12 protein-coding genes are annotated in these 20,303 nt (G+C 68.1%); 9 read left to right on the top strand and 3 right to left on the bottom strand.

The features are described from left to right. The 3 genes from ABZU91_RS16520 (at window position 1) to ABZU91_RS16510 (ending at window position 4,445) form a co-directional block, all read left to right on the top strand. Window positions 1-1,641: a cation acetate symporter gene (locus ABZU91_RS16520; protein ID WP_355240430.1), complete on the top strand. Its 1,641-nt coding sequence runs from the start codon at window positions 1-3 to the stop codon at window positions 1,639-1,641. Between the two features lie 342 nt (window positions 1,642-1,983). Then, window positions 1,984-2,748 carry an ABC transporter ATP-binding protein gene (locus ABZU91_RS16515; RefSeq protein ID WP_355240427.1) on the top strand — a complete coding sequence of 255 codons (765 nt, stop codon included), beginning with the start codon at window positions 1,984-1,986 and terminating at the stop codon, window positions 2,746-2,748. Beyond that, window positions 2,733-4,445, top strand: coding sequence for an ABC transporter permease (locus ABZU91_RS16510; RefSeq protein WP_355240424.1), 1,713 nt, complete (start codon window positions 2,733-2,735; stop codon window positions 4,443-4,445). The genes ABZU91_RS16515 and ABZU91_RS16510 overlap by 16 nt, the downstream gene beginning before the upstream one ends. On the opposite strand, the gene ABZU91_RS16505 is transcribed toward ABZU91_RS16510, so the two are convergent. Next, the gene (locus tag ABZU91_RS16505; RefSeq protein ID WP_355240421.1) at window positions 4,442-4,642 is read right to left on the bottom strand and encodes a DUF397 domain-containing protein; all 201 of its coding nucleotides are present in this window, start codon (window positions 4,640-4,642) and stop codon (window positions 4,442-4,444) included. The genes ABZU91_RS16510 and ABZU91_RS16505 overlap by 4 nt on opposite strands. Then, window positions 4,639-4,860: a Scr1 family TA system antitoxin-like transcriptional regulator gene (locus ABZU91_RS16500; RefSeq protein WP_355240418.1), complete on the bottom strand. Its 222-nt coding sequence runs from the start codon at window positions 4,858-4,860 to the stop codon at window positions 4,639-4,641. Before ABZU91_RS16500 ends, ABZU91_RS16505 begins: the two co-directional genes overlap by 4 nt. A 437-nt stretch (window positions 4,861-5,297) precedes the next feature. On the opposite strand from ABZU91_RS16500, the gene ABZU91_RS16495 reads away from it, so the two are divergent. From ABZU91_RS16495 to ABZU91_RS16470, 6 genes are all read left to right on the top strand, one after another. Beyond that, window positions 5,298-6,050, top strand: a complete 753-nt coding sequence (locus tag ABZU91_RS16495; protein ID WP_355240699.1) for a flavin reductase family protein — start codon at window positions 5,298-5,300, stop codon at window positions 6,048-6,050. A gap of 175 nt (window positions 6,051-6,225) precedes the next feature. After that, window positions 6,226-6,591 (top strand): DUF485 domain-containing protein, encoded by a 366-nt coding sequence (locus ABZU91_RS16490; RefSeq protein ID WP_355240415.1) that lies wholly within the window; start codon window positions 6,226-6,228, stop codon window positions 6,589-6,591. Next, on the top strand, window positions 6,572-8,260 hold the full coding sequence (locus ABZU91_RS16485) for a cation acetate symporter (protein WP_355240696.1): 1,689 nt from the start codon (window positions 6,572-6,574) through the stop codon (window positions 8,258-8,260). The genes ABZU91_RS16490 and ABZU91_RS16485 overlap by 20 nt, the downstream gene beginning before the upstream one ends. 80 nt (window positions 8,261-8,340) lie before the next feature. Beyond that, window positions 8,341-9,318 carry an NAD-dependent epimerase/dehydratase family protein gene (locus ABZU91_RS16480; protein ID WP_355240412.1) on the top strand — a complete coding sequence of 326 codons (978 nt, stop codon included), beginning with the start codon at window positions 8,341-8,343 and terminating at the stop codon, window positions 9,316-9,318. 76 nt (window positions 9,319-9,394) lie between these two features. Continuing rightward, window positions 9,395-10,618, top strand: a complete 1,224-nt coding sequence (locus ABZU91_RS16475) for an LCP family protein (protein WP_355240409.1) — start codon at window positions 9,395-9,397, stop codon at window positions 10,616-10,618. A 182-nt stretch (window positions 10,619-10,800) separates the two neighbouring features. Further along, window positions 10,801-12,060 carry an LCP family protein gene (locus ABZU91_RS16470; protein ID WP_355240406.1) on the top strand — a complete coding sequence of 420 codons (1,260 nt, stop codon included), beginning with the start codon at window positions 10,801-10,803 and terminating at the stop codon, window positions 12,058-12,060. Window positions 12,061-12,164: 104 nt separating this feature from the next. On the opposite strand, the gene ABZU91_RS16465 is transcribed toward ABZU91_RS16470, so the two are convergent. Continuing rightward, the gene (locus tag ABZU91_RS16465) at window positions 12,165-20,213 is read right to left on the bottom strand and encodes a toxin glutamine deamidase domain-containing protein (RefSeq protein ID WP_355240403.1); all 8,049 of its coding nucleotides are present in this window, start codon (window positions 20,211-20,213) and stop codon (window positions 12,165-12,167) included. Window positions 20,214-20,303: the final 90 nt, after the last annotated feature.

Genomic DNA, 20,303 nt, shown 5'->3' with positions numbered 1-20,303 from the left:
GTGGGCAACGACTACGTGGTTCCGGCCATCGTCGCGGTCACCCTGGTCACCGTCGGCATCGGCTTCTACGGGCTGCGGCTGGCCCGGACGACGTCCGACTTCCTGGTCGCCTCGCGGGCGATCAGTCCGACCTGGAACGCCGCCGCCATCGGTGGGGAGTACCTGTCGGCCGCGAGCTTCCTCGGCATCGCGGGCCTGGTCCTCAAGTACGGCGTGGACGTGCTCTGGTATCCGGTCGGCTTCGCCGCCGGCTACCTGGCTCTGCTGCTGTTCGTGGCCGCGCCGCTGCGCCGCTCCGGCGCGTTCACACTGCCCGACTTCTGCGAGTTGCGGTTGGGGTCCCGCCGCCTGCGCATCCTCGCCACCACCTTCGTGATCTTCATCGGCTGGCTCTACCTGGTGCCGCAGTTGCAGGGCGCCGGCCTCACCCTCGCCACGGTCGCCGGCTCCCCGTACCCCGTGGGTGCCCTTCTGGTCGCGGCCGTGGTCACCGCCAACGTGGCGTTGGGCGGGATGCGGGCCATCACCTTCGTCCAGGCGTTCCAGTACTGGCTCAAGTTGACCGCTCTCGCCGTACCCGTGATCTTCCTGGCGCTGCAGTGGCAGGCCGATGCCCGCCCGGCGGTGACGCCGCCGGACGGGCCGACGTTCCGGACCGCGACCACCGTCGTGGTCGAGCACCGCGCGACCCTCACCCTTGCCGATGGCGACATCCGTGAGGTACGCCCCGGCGACGAACTGTCCTTCGCGGCCGGCGACCCGGTGCCGGAGGTGTCCGGGGTGGCCACCGACGCGGCGGACTGGCTGCTGCCCAGCGCCGCCGGCTCGGACGACCGGGGCCTGTTCGGAACGTACTCGCTGATCCTGGCCACGTTCCTGGGCACGATGGGCCTGCCGCACGTGCTGGTCCGCTTCTACACCAACCCCGACGGCGCGGCGGCGCGCCGGACGACGCTCGTGGTCCTGGCACTGGTCGGTGCGTTCTACCTGCTGCCCACCCTGTACGGGGTGCTGGGCCGGATCTACACACCGCAACTGCTCGTCAGCGGGCAGACCGACGCGGTGGTGGTCCTGCTACCCGGCGCGGTCCTCGGCGACGGGCTGGCCGGGCGGCTGCTCGCCGCACTGGTCGCGGCGGGAGCGTTCGCGGCCTTCCTCTCCACCTCGTCGGGCCTGCTGACCAGCGTCGCAGGGGTGATCTCGACGGACGTCCTCGGCCGTGGCTCGGTGCGCGGCTTCCGGTTGGCGACCGTCATCGCCGGAGGTGTACCGGCGGTGCTGGCCCTGCACGTCTCCGGCCTGGACGTCTCACAGGTGGTCGGGTTGGCCTTCGCCGTCGCCGCGTCGAGCTTCTGCCCGCTGCTGGTGCTCGGCATCTGGTGGCGAGGGCTGACCGACCTGGGCGCGGCAGCCGGGGTGCTGGTCGGCGGCGGGGCGGCGATCGGCGCGGTGCTGGTGACCGTCCTCGGCCCGCCGCTGTCGGGTTGGCCCGCCACCCTCACCGCACAACCGGCCGCCTGGACGGTGCCACTGGCGTTCACCGTGATGGTCGTCGTGTCGATGGCGACCCGCCGTCGCGCACCAGCAGACGTAGCCGCCACCATGCTCCGCCTACACACCCCAGAGTCCCTGCGCCTCTAACCCCCTACCTCCCCGCACCCCGCACCCCCACCCCCGCACCCGCCCCCACCCCCGCACCCCGCACCCGCACCCGCCCCCGCCCCCGCCCCCGCCCCCGCGATCTTGCAGTTTCTGCGGCGACAAAGGCGACTTTTCTCGCGAACAGACAACCCAAACTGCAAGATCGGCGCGGGGAGTGCGCTCGATCCACTCGGGATTCCTGGAGTAGGGGTGTCTCGGCGCATGGGTTACCGCAATATTTCGCAACACGAGTGGATCAAGACCGGCGAGCGTCGGAGGATCATCGCGAGTCCGCCCTCTGCGGGACGGTGAAATTGGCGATCGGCGGATAACGTCGGGCCCATGACTGGTGAGCATCCCGCGCTCGTGCTGCGTGGTCTGGCAAAGCGGTTCGACGGCACGGTCGCGGTTGCCGGCGTCGATCTGGACGTACCGGCCGGCTCCTTCTACGGGCTGCTCGGCCCGAACGGCGCCGGTAAGACCACCACCCTGTCGATGGCGGTCGGGCTGCTGCGCCCGGACGCCGGGTCGGCGTGGGTGCTCGGCCAGGACGTGTGGCGCGATCCGGTCGCGGCCAAGCAGTTGCTCGGCGTGATGCCCGACGGTGTACGGCTGTTCGACCGGCTCAGCGGTGCCGAACTGCTGGCGTACAACGGGCTGCTGCGGGGGATGGACCCGGCGGTGGTCGACCAGCGGGCCGCCGAACTGCTGGACGTCCTGGCGCTCGGCGACGCCGGCCGGACGCTGGTGGTGGACTACTCGGCAGGCATGAAGAAGAAGATCGGGCTGGCCTGCGCGTTGCTGCACGGCCCGCGGGTGCTGGTGCTGGACGAGCCGTTCGAAGCGGTCGACCCGGTGTCGGCCGCGCTGATCCGCGACATTCTCACCCGGTACGCGGCCGGCGGCGGCACGGTGGTCTTCTCCAGCCACGTGATGGAGGTCGTCGAGCGGTTGTGCTCGCACGTGGCGATCCTGGCCCAGGGCACCATCAAGCGGGTCGGCACGATCGCCGACGTTCGCGGGGGCCGTTCCCTGGAGCAGGTCTTCGTCGAGGTGGTCGGCGGGCGCACCGCGACCGGTGACGAGTTGTCGTGGCTGTCCAGGTGAGCGCGGCCACCGCGCCTGCCGCGCCCGCCACTCCGGCGCGAACGGTCTCCGCGCGACACTTCGTACGGCTCAAGCTGCGGGTGATGGGCAACAACTTCCGGGGCCAGGGCTGGCGGATCGCCATGTTCGTCGGCGGGGCGCTGGTCGGCCTCTGGTTCGCGGCCAGTGGGTTCTTCCTGTTCGCCGCGCCCGGCATGACGGGCAACGGGCGGTACGCGGTGCTGGTCGCCGCCGCGGGCGGTGGCCTGCTGGTGCTCGGCTGGCTGCTGCTGCCACTCGTCTTCTTCGGGGTGGACGAGACACTGGACCCGGCCCGGTTCGCGCTGCTACCGCTGCCGCGCCGCACCCTGGTCGTCGGGTTGTTCGCCGCCGCGCTGGTCAGCGTGCCGGTGCTGGCGGCGTCGATCGCCTCGCTGGGGCTGGTGCTGACCGCGTGGGCGCTGGGCGGTTGGTCCGCCGGCCTGGTGGCCGTGCTTGGCGTACTCGCCGGGTTGTTGCTCTGTGTGGCCGCCAGCCGGGCGGTGACCAGCGCCTTCGCGAGCATGCTGCGGTCCCGCCGGGTGCGGGACCTGGCGGCCGTGCTGCTGGCGGTGACCGCCGCGCTGCTCGGCCCGTTGCAGGTCTTCGGCCTGGCGGCGCTGCGTCAGACGGACTGGAACCGACTGACCGGGCCGGCCTCGGTGCTCGGGTGGACGCCGTTCGGGGCTCCGTGGACCGCCGGTATCGACGTGGCACAGGGACGGGTGTGGGCGGCCCCGCTCAAACTGCTGATCACGGTGGCGACGATCGCTGCCCTGCTGGCCTGGTGGTCGCGGTCGTTGGAGTCGGCGATGGTCGGCTCGGCGACCGCTGGCAGGGCGCCGGCCCGACGCGAAGTCGGCGGGGGCGCGGTCGCCCAACTGTTCCCCCGGGCCACCGCCTGGGTACGGCGGGACCGGTTCGGCGCGCTTGTCGCCCGGGACGCCCGTTACTGGTGGCGGGACGCCCGCCGCCGAGCCAACCTGATCACGATCGCGGTGGTCGGCATCTTCGTGCCCGTCCTGGTCAACGTCATGGGTGGAGACTTCGCGTCCCCCGAGAACGGGGGGTTCACGGCGGCTGCCGGCGACAGCTCACCGGTCGTGGTCACCCTCTCCCTGCTCATCGTCGGCATAGTCGCCTCGGCCACCCTGGCCAACCAGTTCGGCTTCGACGGCAGCGCGTACGCCGCGAACGTCGTGGCCGGCGTCCCCGGCCGGATCGAGCTGCGCGCGCGGATGACCGCGTTCTCGCTGTACGTCCTACCGATGCTGGTGCTCGTCGCGGTGGTGCTGTCGGTGCTGCTCAGTCGACCCGCGTGGATCGGGCTCATGGTGGGCAGTCTGGTCGCCACCTACGGCGCCGGGTTGGCGGTGAACAGCTTCGTCTCGGTGCTCGGGGCGTACTCGCTGCCGGAGACGAGCAACCCGTTCGGAATGAACAGCGGCGCGGGCATGGCAAAGGGTCTGCTCACCCTGTTGGCCATGGTCACCACGGCGGTCGTCGGTGTGCCGATGGTGGTGGCCGCCGCACTGCTCGGCGACGCCTGGCTCTGGCTGGCCCTCCCGTTCGGCACGGCGTACGGGCTGGGCACAGCGCTGCTCGGCGCGTACCTGGCCGGTGACGTCCTGGACCGGCGTCAGCCGGAACTACTGGCCACCGTCACGCCACGGCGCTAGTCGACCGGGCCGCGAGAGGCTCGGGCGGCGAGGAATCCGGTCCAGGCCGACGGGCTGAACGTGAGCACCGGGCCGGACCGATCCTTGCTGTCCCGCACCAGTACGACACCCGGCAGATTGTCCGCCACCTCGACGCAGTTGCCGCCGGAGTCGGTCGACCGGGTGGAGGTGCGCCAGCGCGGCTCGATCATCGTCACGGTGTCACCTTCAGCTTCCGGATCAGGTCCAACGACGCGCCTGTGGACAATGCTTCGCCGAGCAGACTATCCCATTTGCGATCAATCAACCGGAGCGTCTCGGGGTCGTCCACGACGTGTCCGCGAGCGGCATTTTCCAGGTAGAGCACCCTGTCTCCGTCGGGCAGATCGGCGAACACGAAGCCGCCACCGAATCCGACATGCTCGCCGACGCTCAATCTGGCAAGTACGTGACCACGGTGCGTAGTAAGCCCTGGAATCCTCCCGTGTCCACGCCGCGCCGTCCAGGGTGGAGAGCGCGCGGCCCGGCCGGTGGAGGCGACGACCCGGCGGCCGGTCCTGCGTCGGGCCACCCCGGTCAGTCCCCCGAGCGGGGCGGCCCTCGCATCCACTGGGAGGAGGCAGCCGTGCTCGGGTTCAATCCTGGTCGGGGCGGGGCGCGGTGGTCGTACTCGATGAGGAACGTGGCGGCGACGGCCGTGCCGGGCGCGATCGAGCCGGCACGCGGCGGCGCGTCGTGGCGTGCCCGGGAACCTCACACCCCAACGAGCGTGATGCCTGTGGGTCATCAAGATGACTCTCAGGCATCACGCTCAGAGAGGTGTTGTCTCCTGCCGGCCGCCGGAGGTGTGGGGTGAGTCGGCCGCATCTGCCGATGCGGCCGCTGTGGCGCTGCCGGGGCTGCGGCGCGCCGTGGCCCTGCCAACCGGCGCGGCTCGCGTTGCTGGCCGAGTACCGGGACGACCGCACGGCGCTGCTGTTCTACCTGGGCACGTTGATGGCGGAGGCGGGCGACCAGCTCGCCCAGCTGAACGGGCGACCGGCCGACCTGCACGCGCGCTTCCTGGGTTGGGTGCGAGGCCGGGGCGGCACAATGTTTCACGTGAATCATGAGCCGGGTGCCGAGATCCACCACACCGATCCGTTCGCGGTGCCGACCGGACAGCGGTCACCGACCCGCCGGCTGCGGGGTCGGCTCGCCGCGCCGGTCACGCTCTGGACGGCACCCGGTCCGGCGGGGCTGACGGTCTCGTCGACACTCGTCGCGGAGGGAGAGCCGGACCGGCTGCTCGGGCTGATCGATCCGGAGTCCGACCTCTGGGCCGCCGTCGAGGAGGCGGGTCGCTTCGCCGTCGCGCCGCTCGGGCCGCCACATCGGCAGCTCGCCGATCGCTTCGCCGGCCTCTTTCCCGCGCCGGGAGGGCTCTTCGCCACCGGTTCGTGGACCGACACGCCCTACGGTCCGGTGCCGTCCGACGCCGGCGGCTGGGCGGGGTGCCGGCTCGACACCGCCCGGGAGTACGGCTGGGGGCTGCTGGTGGAGGCCACCATCGAGGCCGTCGACCTGAGCGCGGACACCATGCCGCTGCTGCACTACCGGGGGCGGTATCACGAGCTGCCGGCCTGACCAGGGGCTCTCGACGCGCGACCGGTCACCGGGGTGACGTGGGTCACTCGGCGCACCCAGCCAACCGCTCGGCGCACTCGACGACCGGCGTCGATCTCGACCTTCCTTGTCGGGGAGCGTGCTCTCTACGGTGCGCGGAACTACCCCCGACGCCTGTGAAGGTGGTGATCCATAGATGTCCACGGACACACCCGCCCCGACCGCTTCCCAGCCGGACAAGTACCTGGCCGTGCAGCAGTCGGACGAGTTCGCCGGACTGCGCCGCGCGCTACGCGGCTTCGTCTTCCCGATGACCGTCGCGTTCTTCCTGTGGTACGCGCTCTACGTCATTCTCTGCGCCTATGCCCGGGACTTCATGGGCACGAAGCTGTTCGGCAGCAACATCAACGTTGCGCTGGTCTTCGGCCTGCTCCAGTTCGTCTCCACGTTCGTGATCGCCTGGCTCTACTCCCGGTACGCGGACCGGAAGATCGACCCGGTCGCCGACCGGATCCGTGCCGAGATCGGGGAGGTGACCCATGATGACGGTCCACGCGGCTGACCTGCTCCTCGCGGCCGAGGCTGGTAACCACACGGCCCGCAACCTGACCATCACGCTGTTCCTGGTGTTCGTGGCGGTGACCCTGGGCATCACCATCTGGGCCAGCCGGCAGACCAAGACGGCCACCGACTTCTACGCGGGCGGCCGGTCCTTCTCCGGATTCCAGAACGGTATGGCGATCGGTGGCGACTACATGTCGGCCGCCTCGTTCCTCGGCATCGCCGGCATCATCGCGCTCTACGGCTACGACGGCTTCCTCTACTCGATCGGCTTCCTGGTCGCCTGGCTGGTGGCCCTCCTGCTGGTCGCGGAGCTGCTGCGCAACTCGGGCCGGTACACGATGGCCGACGTGCTGGCGTTCCGGATGCGGCAGCGTCCGGTGCGTACGGCGGCGGCGGTCTCCACCATCACGGTGTCGATCTTCTATCTGCTCGCCCAGATGGTGGGCGCCGGCGCGCTGGTGGCGCTGCTGCTCGGCATCAAGCCGGGCACGACCTTCCTCGGCATGGACGCGGCCACCGCCAAGGTGGCGACCATCATCATGGTCGGCGCCCTGATGATCATCTACGTGACCGTGGGTGGCATGAAGGGCACCACGTACGTGCAGATCGTCAAGGCGTTCCTGCTGATGAGCGGCGCGCTGCTGATGACGGTGCTGGTCCTCGCCAAGTTCCACTTCAACCTGTCCGAGCTGCTCGGCGCCGCCGCGGCGGCCTCCGGCAAGGGCGACAAACTTCTGGGACCGGGCCTGCGGTACGGGGTGGAGGTCGCCGGGAACTCCACGCAGACGTTCTACAACAAGATGGACCTGCTGTCGCTCGGCATCGCGCTGGTGCTCGGCACGGCCGGCCTGCCGCACATCCTGATCCGCTTCTACACCGTGCCGACCGCCAAGGCGGCCCGCAAGAGCGTGCTCTGGGCGATCGGCATCATCGGCACCTTCTACCTGCTCACCCTGGCCCTCGGCTTCGGCGCGGCGGCGATGGTGGGTGGTCCGGCGATCATCGCGCAGGACAAGGCCGGCAACACGGCCGCGCCGCAGCTGGCCGAGGCGCTCGGCCTGGAGTTCTTCGGCGGTGAACTGGGTGGCGCGGCCCTGCTGGCGATCATCGCGGCGGTCGCCTTCGCCACCATCCTGGCCGTGGTCGCCGGGTTGACCCTGGCCTCCTCGTCCAGCCTGGCGCACGACTTCTACGCGAACGTGCTGAAGAAGGGCGAGACGTCGGAGCGCCAGGAGGTACGGGTCGCCCGGATCTCCGCCCTGGTGATCGGCGCGATCTCCATCCTGCTGTCGATCTTCGCGCAGAACCTCAACGTGGCGTTCCTCGTGGCGCTGGCCTTCGCGGTCGCCGCCTCGGGCAACCTGCCGGCGATCCTCTACAGCCTGTTCTGGCGGCGGTTCAACACCTCCGGAGCGGTGTGGGCGATCTACGGCGGTCTGGTCTCGGCCGTGGTGCTGGTGTTCTTCTCACCGGTGGTCTCGGGCGCGGCGACGTCGATGTTCCCGGACCACGACTGGCAGTGGTTCCCGCTGTCCAACCCGGGCATCCTGTCCATCCCGTTCGGGTTCCTCTGCGGGTTCGTCGGCACGCTCATCTCCAAGGAGCACGACGAGGACAAGTACGCGGAGCTGGAGGTCCGCGCCCTCACCGGCGCCGGCGCCCACTGATCGACGTACCGGCCCCCTGTTGACGCCACGCGTCAACAGGGGGCCTCTCGCTGTTCAGGAGGGTCGGTAGGCTGACCGGCATGAAGGTTGCTGAGCGCTTCGGTTCCGGTCACCGCGTTCTCGTCACCGGCGGCGCCGGGTTCGTCCCGTCGCACCTGGTCGACTCCCTGATCGCCCGGGGCTGCACGGTGGTGGCCCTGGACAACTTCGTCACCGGGTCCAAGGAGAACGTCGCCCACCTGCTGGACCGGCCAACCTTCACCCTGGTCGAAGCCGACCTCTCCGACGGCCTGCCGACGCACCACCCGGCGCTGGCCGAGCGCTTCGACGCGATCCTGCACATGGCCTCGCCGGCCAGCCCCACCGACTTCGCCCAACTGCCGGTGGAGATTCTCCGGGTCGGCTCGGTGGGCACCCTGCACCTGCTGGAGCGGGCGGTCGCCGACGGTGCCCGGTTCCTGATGGCCTCCACCTCCGAGGCGTACGGGGACCCGAAGGAGCACCCGCAGCGCGAGACCTACTGGGGCAACGTCAACCCCATCGGCGTCCGTAGCGTCTACGACGAGGCCAAGCGCTTCTCCGAGGCGGCCACGATGGCGTACCACCGGTACCGGGGGCTGGACGCCGCGATCGTGCGGATCTTCAACACGTACGGCCCGCGGATGCGCCCGGACGACGGTCGCGCCATCCCCACCTTCATCTCCCAGGCGCTGCGCGGCGAGCCGATCACCGTGCACGGCACCGGCAACCAGACCCGGTCGATCTGCTTCGTCGAGGACCTGGTGCGGGGCATCCTGCTGCTGCTCGACTCGACCGAGACCGGCCCGGTCAACTGCGGCACCGAACACGAGATGTCCATGCGTCAACTCGCCGAGTTGATCGTGTCGCTCTCCGACAGCAGCTCGCAGGTGACGTACATCACGCGCAGTTCGGACGACCCGGAGATGCGCCGCCCCGATCTGACTCTCGCCCGTGAACTGCTCGGATACGAGCCGACGGTGACGCCCGAAGACGGCCTGCGACGCACGATCGAGTACTTTCGGGCGCGGCTAGGGTAACCAGCTCCCGGCAGGCCGCCGATCGCTGAGTGTCACCTGAGGGCGGTAGTGGCTCCCGCTACGTACCCTGAGTTGCATGTCAGCGACCCCTGCCGGCGTTCCTCACCCGCATCTGCACCGCAGCGCCGGGCGCGCCTCGGTGCCCGGCCCCGACCGGGGCGCCTCCGGACGTGCGCGTCCGACAGAGGCGCGCTGGTATCCGTCGTACGACGAGCAGCAGCCCGGCCCGGGCGGGCCGTCGGGGCCCACGAGACCTGGCGGGCCCGGTGGCGCCGGCGGGCCGGGACGGCGTGGCCCCCGGCCGCGGTGGGGCCGGATCGGGCTGGTGGCCGGTGTCGCGGTGCTGGTGCTGGCGCTGCTCGGCGGCCTGGGCGCGTGGCTGTACGCGCGCAACCTCAACAACGATCTGGCCCGCACCGACCCGTTCGCGCAGATCACCGGCGGTCGGCCGGCGAAGCCCGTCGACGGCGCGTTGAACATCCTGCTGGTCGGCAGCGACTCCCGGGACCCGGACGCGCCGGTCGACTCCAAGAGCCAGTGGCGGGCCGACACGATCATCGTGATGCACATTCCGGCCGACCACCAGCAGGCGTACCTGGTCTCCATCCCGCGCGACCTGTACGTGCCGATCCCGGAGAGCGCCGGCGCGGACTGCGGCTCCGGCCAGCGCGCGAAGATCAACGCGGCGTTCGCCTTCGGTGGTCTGCCGTTGGCGGTCCGCACCGTGGAGTGCTTCACCGACGTCCGGATCGACCACGTGATGGCGATCGACTTCGGCGGCTTCAAGGAGGTCACCGACGCCCTCGGCGGCGTGGACCTGAAGGTGGAGCGGACGATCACCTCGATCCACAAGCCGTACCGGACGTTCACCAAGGGCACCAACCACATGGACGGCTCGGAGGCGCTGGACTGGATCCGGCAGCGTAAGCAGTTCCCCGAGGGTGACTTCGCCCGGATGCGACACCAGCAGGAGTTCCTGCGGGCGCTGATGGACAAGGCGGCGAGCACCGGCACGCTGGCGAACCCGAAGAAGCTCAATGATTTCCTCAAATCGGTGACCGCGGCGGTGACCGTCGACCAGGACTTCTCGTTGACCGATATGGCGGTGCAGTTCCGCAACCTGCGGGGTGAGAACCTCACGTTCCTGACCAGCCCGAACTCGGGCAGCGACACGATCAACGGCGAGTCGGTGGTGGTCTCGAACCGGGAGAAGGCACTGGCGATGTACCAGGCGATGTCGGCCGACACCATGGCGGACTGGGTGAAGGCCAACCCGCCGAAGAGCACCGACGGCGGCTGAGCACCGGGGCGGCACGGGCGGTCGGCCGGACGCGAGACGGACTCACCGTTTCGGCCATCGAGTGGAGCCGATCGCCCGGTTGACTGAGCCTGTCGTCCTGATTGAGTGCAGATGAACTCGCAAAGTCGAATTGATGTCCGTACAGTGGTGCCGCCCCCTCCTGATCACGAGCTGGAGCACGAATGCCGGTTCAGGCCAGCCGTCGCCCTCCGTCCACCAGATCCGCCGCGCCGAGCGGCCGGATCGCCGCGTCCATACCGGTGCAGCCAGGCCCGTCCGGCGGTGGTCCGGGCGGTCGTCCGCCGGGTGGTGGCGACAAGCGGACAGGCGGCAAGGGGCCGTCGAAGAAGCGTCCCCGGCGCAAGGACCCGCTCTGGGCCCGCCTGACCGTGATCTTCGGTGCGGTGCTGATGCTCAGCAGCGGGGTGGCCATCGTCGGCACGAAGGTGCTGATCGGTCAGGCCACCGGCGACATCGCCCAGCGCAACCTGCTCGGCGACGCCAGCAAGTCCGACGCCGAGGGTGGCGCGAGCCTGGACGGCCCGATCGACATGCTGCTGCTGGGCGTGGACGCCCGGGAGCGGTGGGCCGCCGACGACGTCCGGTCGGACAGCATCATCATCCTGCACATCCCGGCCTCGCACGACCAGGCGTACCTGATCTCGATCCCCCGGGACACCGAGGCGCAGATCCCGCCCTTCAAGAAGAGCGGCTTCGCCGGCGGCACCGACAAGATCAACGCCGCGTTCCAGGCCGGCGCCCGCAACGGTGGCGGCTGGGAGGGTGGCGCCCAGCTGATGGCCCAGACGATCAAGCGCCTCACCGGCGTCAGCTTCGACGGCGCGGCGATCATCAACTTCGGTGGCTTCAAGAACGTCATCGACACGCTGGGCACGGTCAAGATCTGCGTCAGCCACGAGGTCAAGTCGAAGCACATGTCGTTCGTCGACGGCAAGCCGATGTGGAACGCCGACGCCAAGAAGACCGGCAAGTCGATGACCCCGGTGGTGCACAAGAAGGGCTGCCAGGAGATGGAGGGCTGGGCCGCCCTCGACTACGCCCGGCAGCGCTACGGCCTCCCCGGCGGCGACTACGACCGGCAGCAGAACCAGCAGCAGCTGATCAAGGCGATGGCCCGCAAGGCCACCGACGGCGGCATGCTGACCAACCCGGCCAAGATGAACTCATTGATCAAGGCGGCCGGCAAGGCCTTCGTCCTGGACACCGGCGGCGTGCCGATCGAGGACTTCATCTTCACCATGCGTGGGGTCACCGCGAACGAGCTGACGATGCTGAAGACCAACAACGGCAGCTTCAACGGCAACAGCAACAACCGTGAGGCGTTGAACGCGGAGACCATGCAGATGTTCGAGGCGGTCAAGCAGGACAAGCTCGCCGAGTTCGTCTTCAACCACCCCGAGGTGATCTCCGGCCGCAAGTGACGGTGGCGCGGCTCTCACGCAACACACCCAGCAGGGGGTCCTCGATACGGAACGAGGACCCCCTCTGCGCGAGTTCGACCCGGAGGCTCGGGTTCAGGGCTTGGTCAGCAGTTGAGCACGCCCTGGGCGAGTTGCAGGAGGTGATCGGCTGTTGGCTGTTCGGGCATGTTCTGCATGGTGGGGAACTCACGCAGGTTGGTGATCGCGTCGACCCAGTGTTGTTTCTGTTCGATGGTGAGTCGGTCGCGGTTGCGTTCGATGAAGGTGTTGGCGTCGGTGAACCGTCCTGCCTTGATGTCGCCGATGACGGTGAGCACGGATGCGCTGATGTCGGTGGTGCCGACCGCGGTGACCATGGCGGCCAAGCGTCCGGTGCTGAGGCCGCCGTCGAGGTCGGCGTCGAGCAGTCCGACGGTGTCGAGGTTGCCCACGGCGGTGAGCAGTGTTGTGGGCTGGTCCGCCGGGTCGGCCAGGGCGTAGTCGAAGACGATGTCGGCGTGGCCTGTCGCGCCGAATTCGAGGACCGGCGCGTAGCGGCTCAGGTCCGGCTGGTCGGGTACCCGTTCGATCATCTGCTCGACGCGGGCGAGGTTGTCGCGCATCTGCTCAGGTGACCAGCGTTGCCGAGCGGTGTCGAAGACACGGCGGGCGGTGGCGAGGTCAGCGGCCCAGATCAGCTCACCGAGGGTGTCCTCGACCCGCGCGACCGCCGAGGTGGGACGGGAGAGTGTGACAGCGCTGCGCAGGACATCCGCGGTGATCCCCGGCCAGAGATGCACGGAGGCGGCCGTACGCTCGTCTCTCCGGGAGGCGGTTGCCTTCCAGTACATGTCGAGACCGATACCCGCATTGTCGGGCCGTTGCGTGGTCGGGTGCAGGATCGTGGCACCGTACTGCTGCACCACGGTCAGCAACTCGCTGGTGATCATGGCGCGGGCGACCACCACCGGTAGTCGGTCGCGTTGAGCGAGCTGCTCGAGCATGTAGTTCAACCCGGCGACGTCGGACGCGAGCGCGGGCTTGCCGGGATGCGGGGCGCCGAGCACGACCACGGGGTGATCGACATTGGCCACCTGCGCCAAGTCCATGATCAACTTGCGCAGCGCAGGCGCGGCAGACTCGCCGATCACGTACACGTTAGGGTGCTGCTCGGTGACCCCATCGGACAACCGCACCGACCAACTCGGCGGTAGGGTGACCGCGGCAATCCCGTCAAACGGATAGACGGCGCGTTCGCTCAAATGGGCCACTCCGTCATCGTCGACGAAACCGTCGATCTCGTCGTTCACGACGTCCCAACCGTCGTCATAGTCGGGAGTGAACAGCACCCAACTCTCGCCCCCAACGGTGAACAGCTGCCTCTGGCCGCCGGGCGGCTCAACGAACAGATCCCTGGTCGGCGCGACAACGTCTCGTCCGAGGGCCGTGGCGAGCTGGCGGGCGAACCCGTCCGGCAGCTCACCGGCCCTGCAGGAGAGCAACGCCACCGGCGCGCCCGGTGGGAGCCGCCGATCCAGCAATGGTGCCAACTGCTCGGCGGTCAGACGCACCTCCCGCACCGAGCCGCCATCCATTGGCGTCGAGGCAGCAGCATCCTGCCCCACACCATCCAGATCGCGCACCGGCACCCGGACCGTCCCGTCCACTGCCGGGTGAACCACCACCGGCACACTGGCACCCTCGCCGAGAAGCTCAATGTCGCCGACCTGCGCCAATTCATGATCAGGCAACAGAGCCCAGCCACCACGAGCGCCTGGCAAGGGCTGCCACATGACCGGCTGCGCGTCATCACCCAGCCATGAGCCATCCCCGACCGAGTCCACACGGGACACCCCCGCCAGATCCCCCTGCGACAGTTGCGGTTGCTCCGAACCGAGGAGGAGACCGAGGCGCCGGCCGGTAGTCGTACCGGCGACCGGAGCCGAAGGCACAGGACCGATGGTCCGTAGTTCGCCTAACACCGACTCCAATTCCTGCGGGCCGAATACCCTACCGAGAGGCCGGGCAATCGGGAAACCGTCGGCATTGCGGGTGAGCAACTCCCATCCGCTCGCCGACAGCCATCCTCCTCCCCCGGATATCGCCTGGACCGACCACTGATTGCCCCTCGGCTGGACCACCGACACACCAAGAGTCCTGGGCAACATCCCGAGATGGTCGACCGGTGTCCTTGCGAGTGCGATCACGACCCCGTGGGCAATGGCCGGCGTCCCAGCACCGGCTGGCTTCCATTGTTCCAGCAAGCTTGAAAGCGCAACGGGGTTCGCAGGTCGGAATTCCCCGATCATTGGCTGGTAGACGAAGGTGGGTTGACGCATATTGCGCTCGGCGATCGGCGAAAGCATTTGCCACTCGCGTTGGTCAGGTATCTGCCTCGGAAAGAAGAGACCGTCGCGGTAACTCTGGCGCACCGTGATCGGCATCTGCCAGGCGGTACGCCGCCATAACTCTCTCACGCGCAGGCGGGCTGCCGTCGCTTCGGCCGGCAGCAACTCCAGTATTCGCTCCAGGGCAGCTGCGTCTTCTGAATTATCCAGGTCCCAGCGTAGGAAGTGTTCACCCAGTGCCGAATACTGAGGAACACGATTGGAAGGCCCGGTGGCTCTGTCCGCCAAGGAACGGCTGAGTTCGGTGCGCAGCTGCACTCCACCGAGACTCAGATCGCCGTCGAAGATTCTGACCTCAATGTGGTCGTCCTTGCCGGGCCGATTCGCCGCGTGGGCATCGGAAAGCGGCGTAGCGTTGAGAGCGATGTCGCGGTTGTTGACCCCGCCGTCGCGGCGAAGGTCAAAGTAGGGCCACACGGGTTGCTCGTTGAACCGCGCGGGTGGGGCGAGCGGCGCGGCGTAAAGTGTGCCGCGGTGCAGGCGCTGGCCTGGCATGGTGGCCAGCCGGTACAGGATATCCTGGTGCCCCCGAAATGCGTCGATCAGCCGTTGCATGACAGCCACGTCGCGTTGGTAATCTCCAACGCCGAGGTGCACGTGGCCCCCGACCTTGGCGCTCGACCTCCCGCCGTGGCGGCGGATCACGGCGAGCGCCAATGCGACATCGCGCCAGAGTCGCGAGCGCTCTTCATCGGAAGCTCGCTGGTACGGAAGGATCGGCGACACCAATTCACCAGAAACAGAGCCGTCCAATTCGAGATTCCAGCCGGACCGTCGCGAATTGTAGCCCTCGTCTCGCGCAGAGTGTGCGGCCCTGACAAGCGATTGCTTAGTCAATCCCAAGGCACGCAGGTCATTGACCATCCGGCCTCGACGTACGGCAACCTCCTGCTCAGGCATCCCAGGCGCCAAGGCGAATTCCAACTCCAGCCCGAATGACCTGATCGACTCACCGGCCGGTCGCTCCAGCGAGGCAGGCAACGTCGAATCGCGAACCATCCACCAGACAAGTTCATCCTCGGTGGGCAGGAATCGCGGGTCGTCCATGTCCCGACCCAGAAGTCCCCAGGGGTCCGTTGTGTAGTGGCGGGGTTCAGTCGGCCGTTGCGCGCCGACCGACACCCATTGCCCGGGCTTCCTCTGGCTGTTCACAGCCGCCAGATCGCCCTGAAACAGCGCCACTCTGTTGCCGGGCGCCGGCACGAACGCCTCCCGGCCGGTATCGCGGAACGCGCGGCGAAGTTGGTCTAGCACCGCCTCACCAGCCTCGCCGTGAGGTGTGTTGATGATGATCCGCACCGGCCTGCGAGGCTTGTTACGTCCTCCGGGGAGGAAACCCAGCCGCCGCTCGTTACGCGTCAGCTCGTCGATTGGCCCTACGTCCACCCCCCTGTCCGTGAATCGAAGGAAGAGCGTCCGCACGTCGAGCCGTGCGTCCGCCACCGCCTGGAAAGGGACCGAACCATCAGCCGCCACCAGCCCGACCACGTGTCCACGCATCGGATTCGGTCGCGCCCGTTGATCTGCGAGCGACTGCGGTGCTGTCGAACTACTGCCCGTCAGCTGCGCCTGTTGTGGCCCCAGGGTCGGCTGCCTGGCACCGAACAGTTGGTGGTCGTACTGTCGATCCACGCCTCGCCGTGATCCGCCGAGCATCCGATCGGACAGACCGCCGGAAAGGATGCGTTCAGCCACGGCGCTGACGATCCCGCCGACGTCGGTCTGTCGTATCGGATGCGCGTCGCGGGCGTCGAGAATCACCGCGGCCGAGGCATTGCGGTTCTGCCGGACCAGCAGCTCATTGACGCTGACAACCAGGTGCTGGTCCGCGCTGGACGGGTCCGCCGCAGGCATCCGTCGCGCGGGTAGCAACCGGACCGTGACTGCGTGCTGGTCCACGCCAGCACCCGAGGTCGCGTCCGTCGTCGCCGAAGGCGTCTGCGGTCCGCGGCGGACAACGTCGACGGTGACCGTGTCTCGGTGTAGACCGAGCTCCGCGAGGCCCCGCCGGATGAGGGGCATCAAATGATCAAGTACCGCTTGAACACGAAGAGCCGGGGACGGCGCGGCGGCGTTGCCGGCATCTGGCGTAGTTCTGCTCCAGCCACCGTCGACCTGAACGTCGATTGGACCGCTCCGACGCGCGGCGGCGACGGTTCGGGCGGAAAGGGTGGCCAATAGGTCTCGGGTAGCGGCGTCCAGGTAGGCACCGTCTCCTGAGGGGTCCGACTGCACCGACACGATCACCGGAGGGACGTCCACGGCCTGCGACGTGAGCGTCGACGGCGCGATGTCGTGCGACAGCGGAATGAGCGCCAGACCGGTCGTGTCCAGGGGCAGCCGCCCCAGACGACCCGTTTGGGGGTCGACGACGGCGACTCCGCGCCCATCGCGGATGCCGACGAACACGTGGCTGACCTGACCCTCAGGTCGGCGCACGGCGATCAGCGCCCGCGACTCGGGGGCAGCCGCCCGCAGTGCCTCCACGGCCGCCTCAATGGTCGGAATTTCGTACACCCGGTGCTGATCATCGGCCAGATCCAGCACCTGCTGCTGATAGTTGAGCAGGTCGCCGCCGTCCAACGGCTCGGTGGTGGCCGTCTCATAGACCCGCCCCTCGCGCAACGAGAGGTCCAGGGAGAGCGCGGCCATGATGCAGTTGGTCGCGTACTCGCCGCCGGCGGCACGACCCGGGTTGATCTGTCCAAGCCAGGGGTACGCCGTGCGCAGTGACTCGTTGGTGTAGTCCGACGGCACTTCCCGTGTCTCGACGTCGGCGCCCGCAGAGCCGAAACGTGTGGTTCGCATGTCCCACGCCCGCGTCTGAGTGGTTTGTTGCTCCGCCGGAGGCTCCAGCCACAACACCACGGTGCGCTGGTTGGCGGCGGCCGCAGCGCGTTGCGCGGGGTGCGGGCTTCCGCTGACACCATCGCCTCTGCCCTGGTGCTGGACGGTGATCAATGAGCGCGCCAGGCCTACGCCGTCCAGGTGCTCTCGCGCGGACGCCGCGAGAGCTTCGGCCACGGCTTTCGCCCGTTGCGCTCCGGCGTCGCTTCCGCTTTTGTTCCCGCCGCCCTCCACGAGGACATTCGCTGAAGCGCCGCTGGCGACAATTCGCTGCACGATCCGCCGCGCGATCTCTTCCACCTGGGAACGATGATCACCGATCAGCTCACTGCTGCGTCGCTTGAACGGGAACGAGCCGGTGATGTGTTGATCATTATCGGCTGCAGTCTGGGCGGCTGCCGTGGAACGGGCAACGTGACGGATATGCGTTTCCAAGCGGCTGAGATACTGCTCGATATCAGCCACACCGCTATATCCGCTGCGCCCGTAGGCGCGGAGTTCCATCAAAATGAGGCGATCACCGGCGCGGGCCAAGTCCGCCGCGCTGACATGGGTGCGAATGCCGAGAACCTTGTCCTGAGTGAGCTCGGGATTACGCGGCGACGGCGGAAGTAGCACGTTGTCGATAAGACTACCCAGACTATAGGTGTCATCCGCTCCCAGCACGGTTCGGCTGAAGAGGCGGCCACCTTCGGTCTGGCTCAGATACAGTCGAATTTGGGGAAACGCTGACAAGGCGTGCGCGGTGAGCTGGTTCCTCACACGGCTCGCATTTGCCTGCACCCAGTCCTGCGCCCGTTCGGAAAGTAGACCCCGGATGGCCGTCAGGGAAGTTCGGGAGGCCGCCAGCAAATAATTTTTGACCAACTGCCGCCGAGATTCCGCATACTGTTCGGAGAGGTCCAGTATGGGAGCGAGAACGTGCGTGTACGCCAGGGCCGACAGACCGCGAAGCTCCATTATGTCACGCGCCAACGAAGAATCGCTGACCTGCGTCCAGTTACCGGTCGCGTTGGGGGCGCTCATAGCCGCTCGGTAGAGCGCCGACACCTGATCGGCGAAGCCAAGCGCCGCCCCGACTAGCGCCTTGCGGCTTATATCCCAGGTGTGCTGCTCACCAAATTTCAGCAACTGATACACGCCCGCCAGCGGAACACCTACTGTGTACTGCATATACATGTTGCTTAGTGGATCATCCGAACCGTCGATAAAACTTTGAGTGCCTCTTAAATTGTAGACGTCGAGAACGTCGCTATCTACGGCCTGGAATCCGTTGCTCTCACTGAACAACGTCTTCAGCCTGGGGTACCCCTTAACGTCAGCCATCCGCTGCAACGTCCGCGTAAAATCGCGCCACACCTCGTCGCGTCGCCGGTGGCGAGTCTCTCCGTCGAGAACGTTGTACGGCTTTGACACCAACTCGATGATGGTGTTGGAGCCAGAGGACTCAAGGTGGATGTCGAAATTGGGCGAGGTCGCAATCTCCTGAACGCCTTCGTCTTTGACTAGCCTGACCGGAGCAGAGGTCCGGTACGCTGTTTCCGCTTCAAATCCGATGGCGCCGGCGCGGCGGTCGGGTGACAACACGGTGAGCGGATGTTCGTTCGGGACTTCGATGTTGTCGGTGAGGGGCAGGAAGGCGACATCGGTGATCACCTGCGGGGGCCGGGCGGGGCCGCCGCGCTGACCGTCGAGGAATCTGACGCCGTACGGACCGTGCACCACGTTGAAGGCGTGTGGCGCGCGGGCGTCCTCGCCGTAGATCAGCACGAGGCCACGGGCACCCCGCGGGGCGGCGGCCATCAGGTCGTGGACGGCTTCGAGGCTCCCGGACGAGTAGGCCCGGCTTTCCCCGTCGGGCAAGCCAAGCCTCTGCGCCTGATAGTTCGCCAGGTAGGTCTCCGGCAGTCCCCGATCTTTCGGTCCGGTCGCGGTGTCCACGCCGCTGGCCTGGTGACCATGGCCGTCGATCAGCGACAGATCGACGGCGATCGTGGTGATCACGCAGTTCAGCGTGAAGGCGTCAGCAGTCGGAGCCGCCTCCCGCTCAGGATTGACGCTTCTCAGCCAGGGATACGCCAGCGCGGAACCGTCGACCAGGGCGGTCGCCTTCTCCGACACGTCCGCGTGGGCAATGCTCAGCGCGGCCGGACGCCGAGGCAGAGTCGCGGCCCGCACGCCCGACGAGGTGTCGTGCAGGAGCCCGACGCCGCCGGGAAACCGCAGTGCCAGCACGGTCGTGGCGGTATCCGCGCCAGGCGCATCGACGGTGACCAGCCTGGCCTCGCCGAGCTCCAGGGCCGCCAGTGCCCGCCACAGCCCGATCACCCCGCCCTGCACGAGCGACGCATCCTCGGTCGAGGCGGCCAGTTCCTCGACACCAGCGATCCCGCCGACCTGGTCGGTGAGGGTGTCGAGCATCAGCGGTGGTATACCCAACTCGACCTTGTCGGCATCGATAAATCGGACCTGGCTGGGCATCGGTGGGCCGATCAGCAGCTGCGACAGGCTGGCGTCGAGCTCACGGCGAGTCGCCGAATGTTGGGTGAGTAGGTGCGACTCCGGCAACACCAGTACGTAATCCGCAACGGCCGGGGTCTGCGCGGAGCTCCCTTGAGCGTCGATCGCCAATATCCGCTCGTCTTCCTCCCCGGCGAGCGTGTTGTCAGAAACAAGAACGGGCAGGCCCAGTGCATTTGCACGAGCGAACGCACCGGCCTTGTCGAGTCCCACGGCGACCGACAGCGCCGACCCGTCCACCATCCGTGCCAGCACGCCCGGCGGTTGCGCCAACAGCATGTCCCGGACCGCTGCGGAGTTGACCGATTCCTGTGCCACGTGCAGCAGGTGCGCGCCGGGCACTGACTGGGCGTCGAACACCTCGGGCGGCACCGAGCCCTGTTCCAGGCTCACGTACATGCCCTGCGGTAGCCACGTGGCCACGAATTCGCGACACTCGAGCGCCATCGTTACTCCTGCTTGCCCATATGTGAAGGAACGGCCGGCCGA

Origin of the sequence: Micromonospora sp. NPDC005174 (assembly GCF_040608495.1) — a bacterium.
Classification (GTDB): Bacteria; Actinomycetota; Actinomycetes; order Mycobacteriales; family Micromonosporaceae; genus Micromonospora.
Note: the sequence above shows the minus strand (reverse complement) of the source record. Positions and strands in the feature narration are given on the sequence as shown.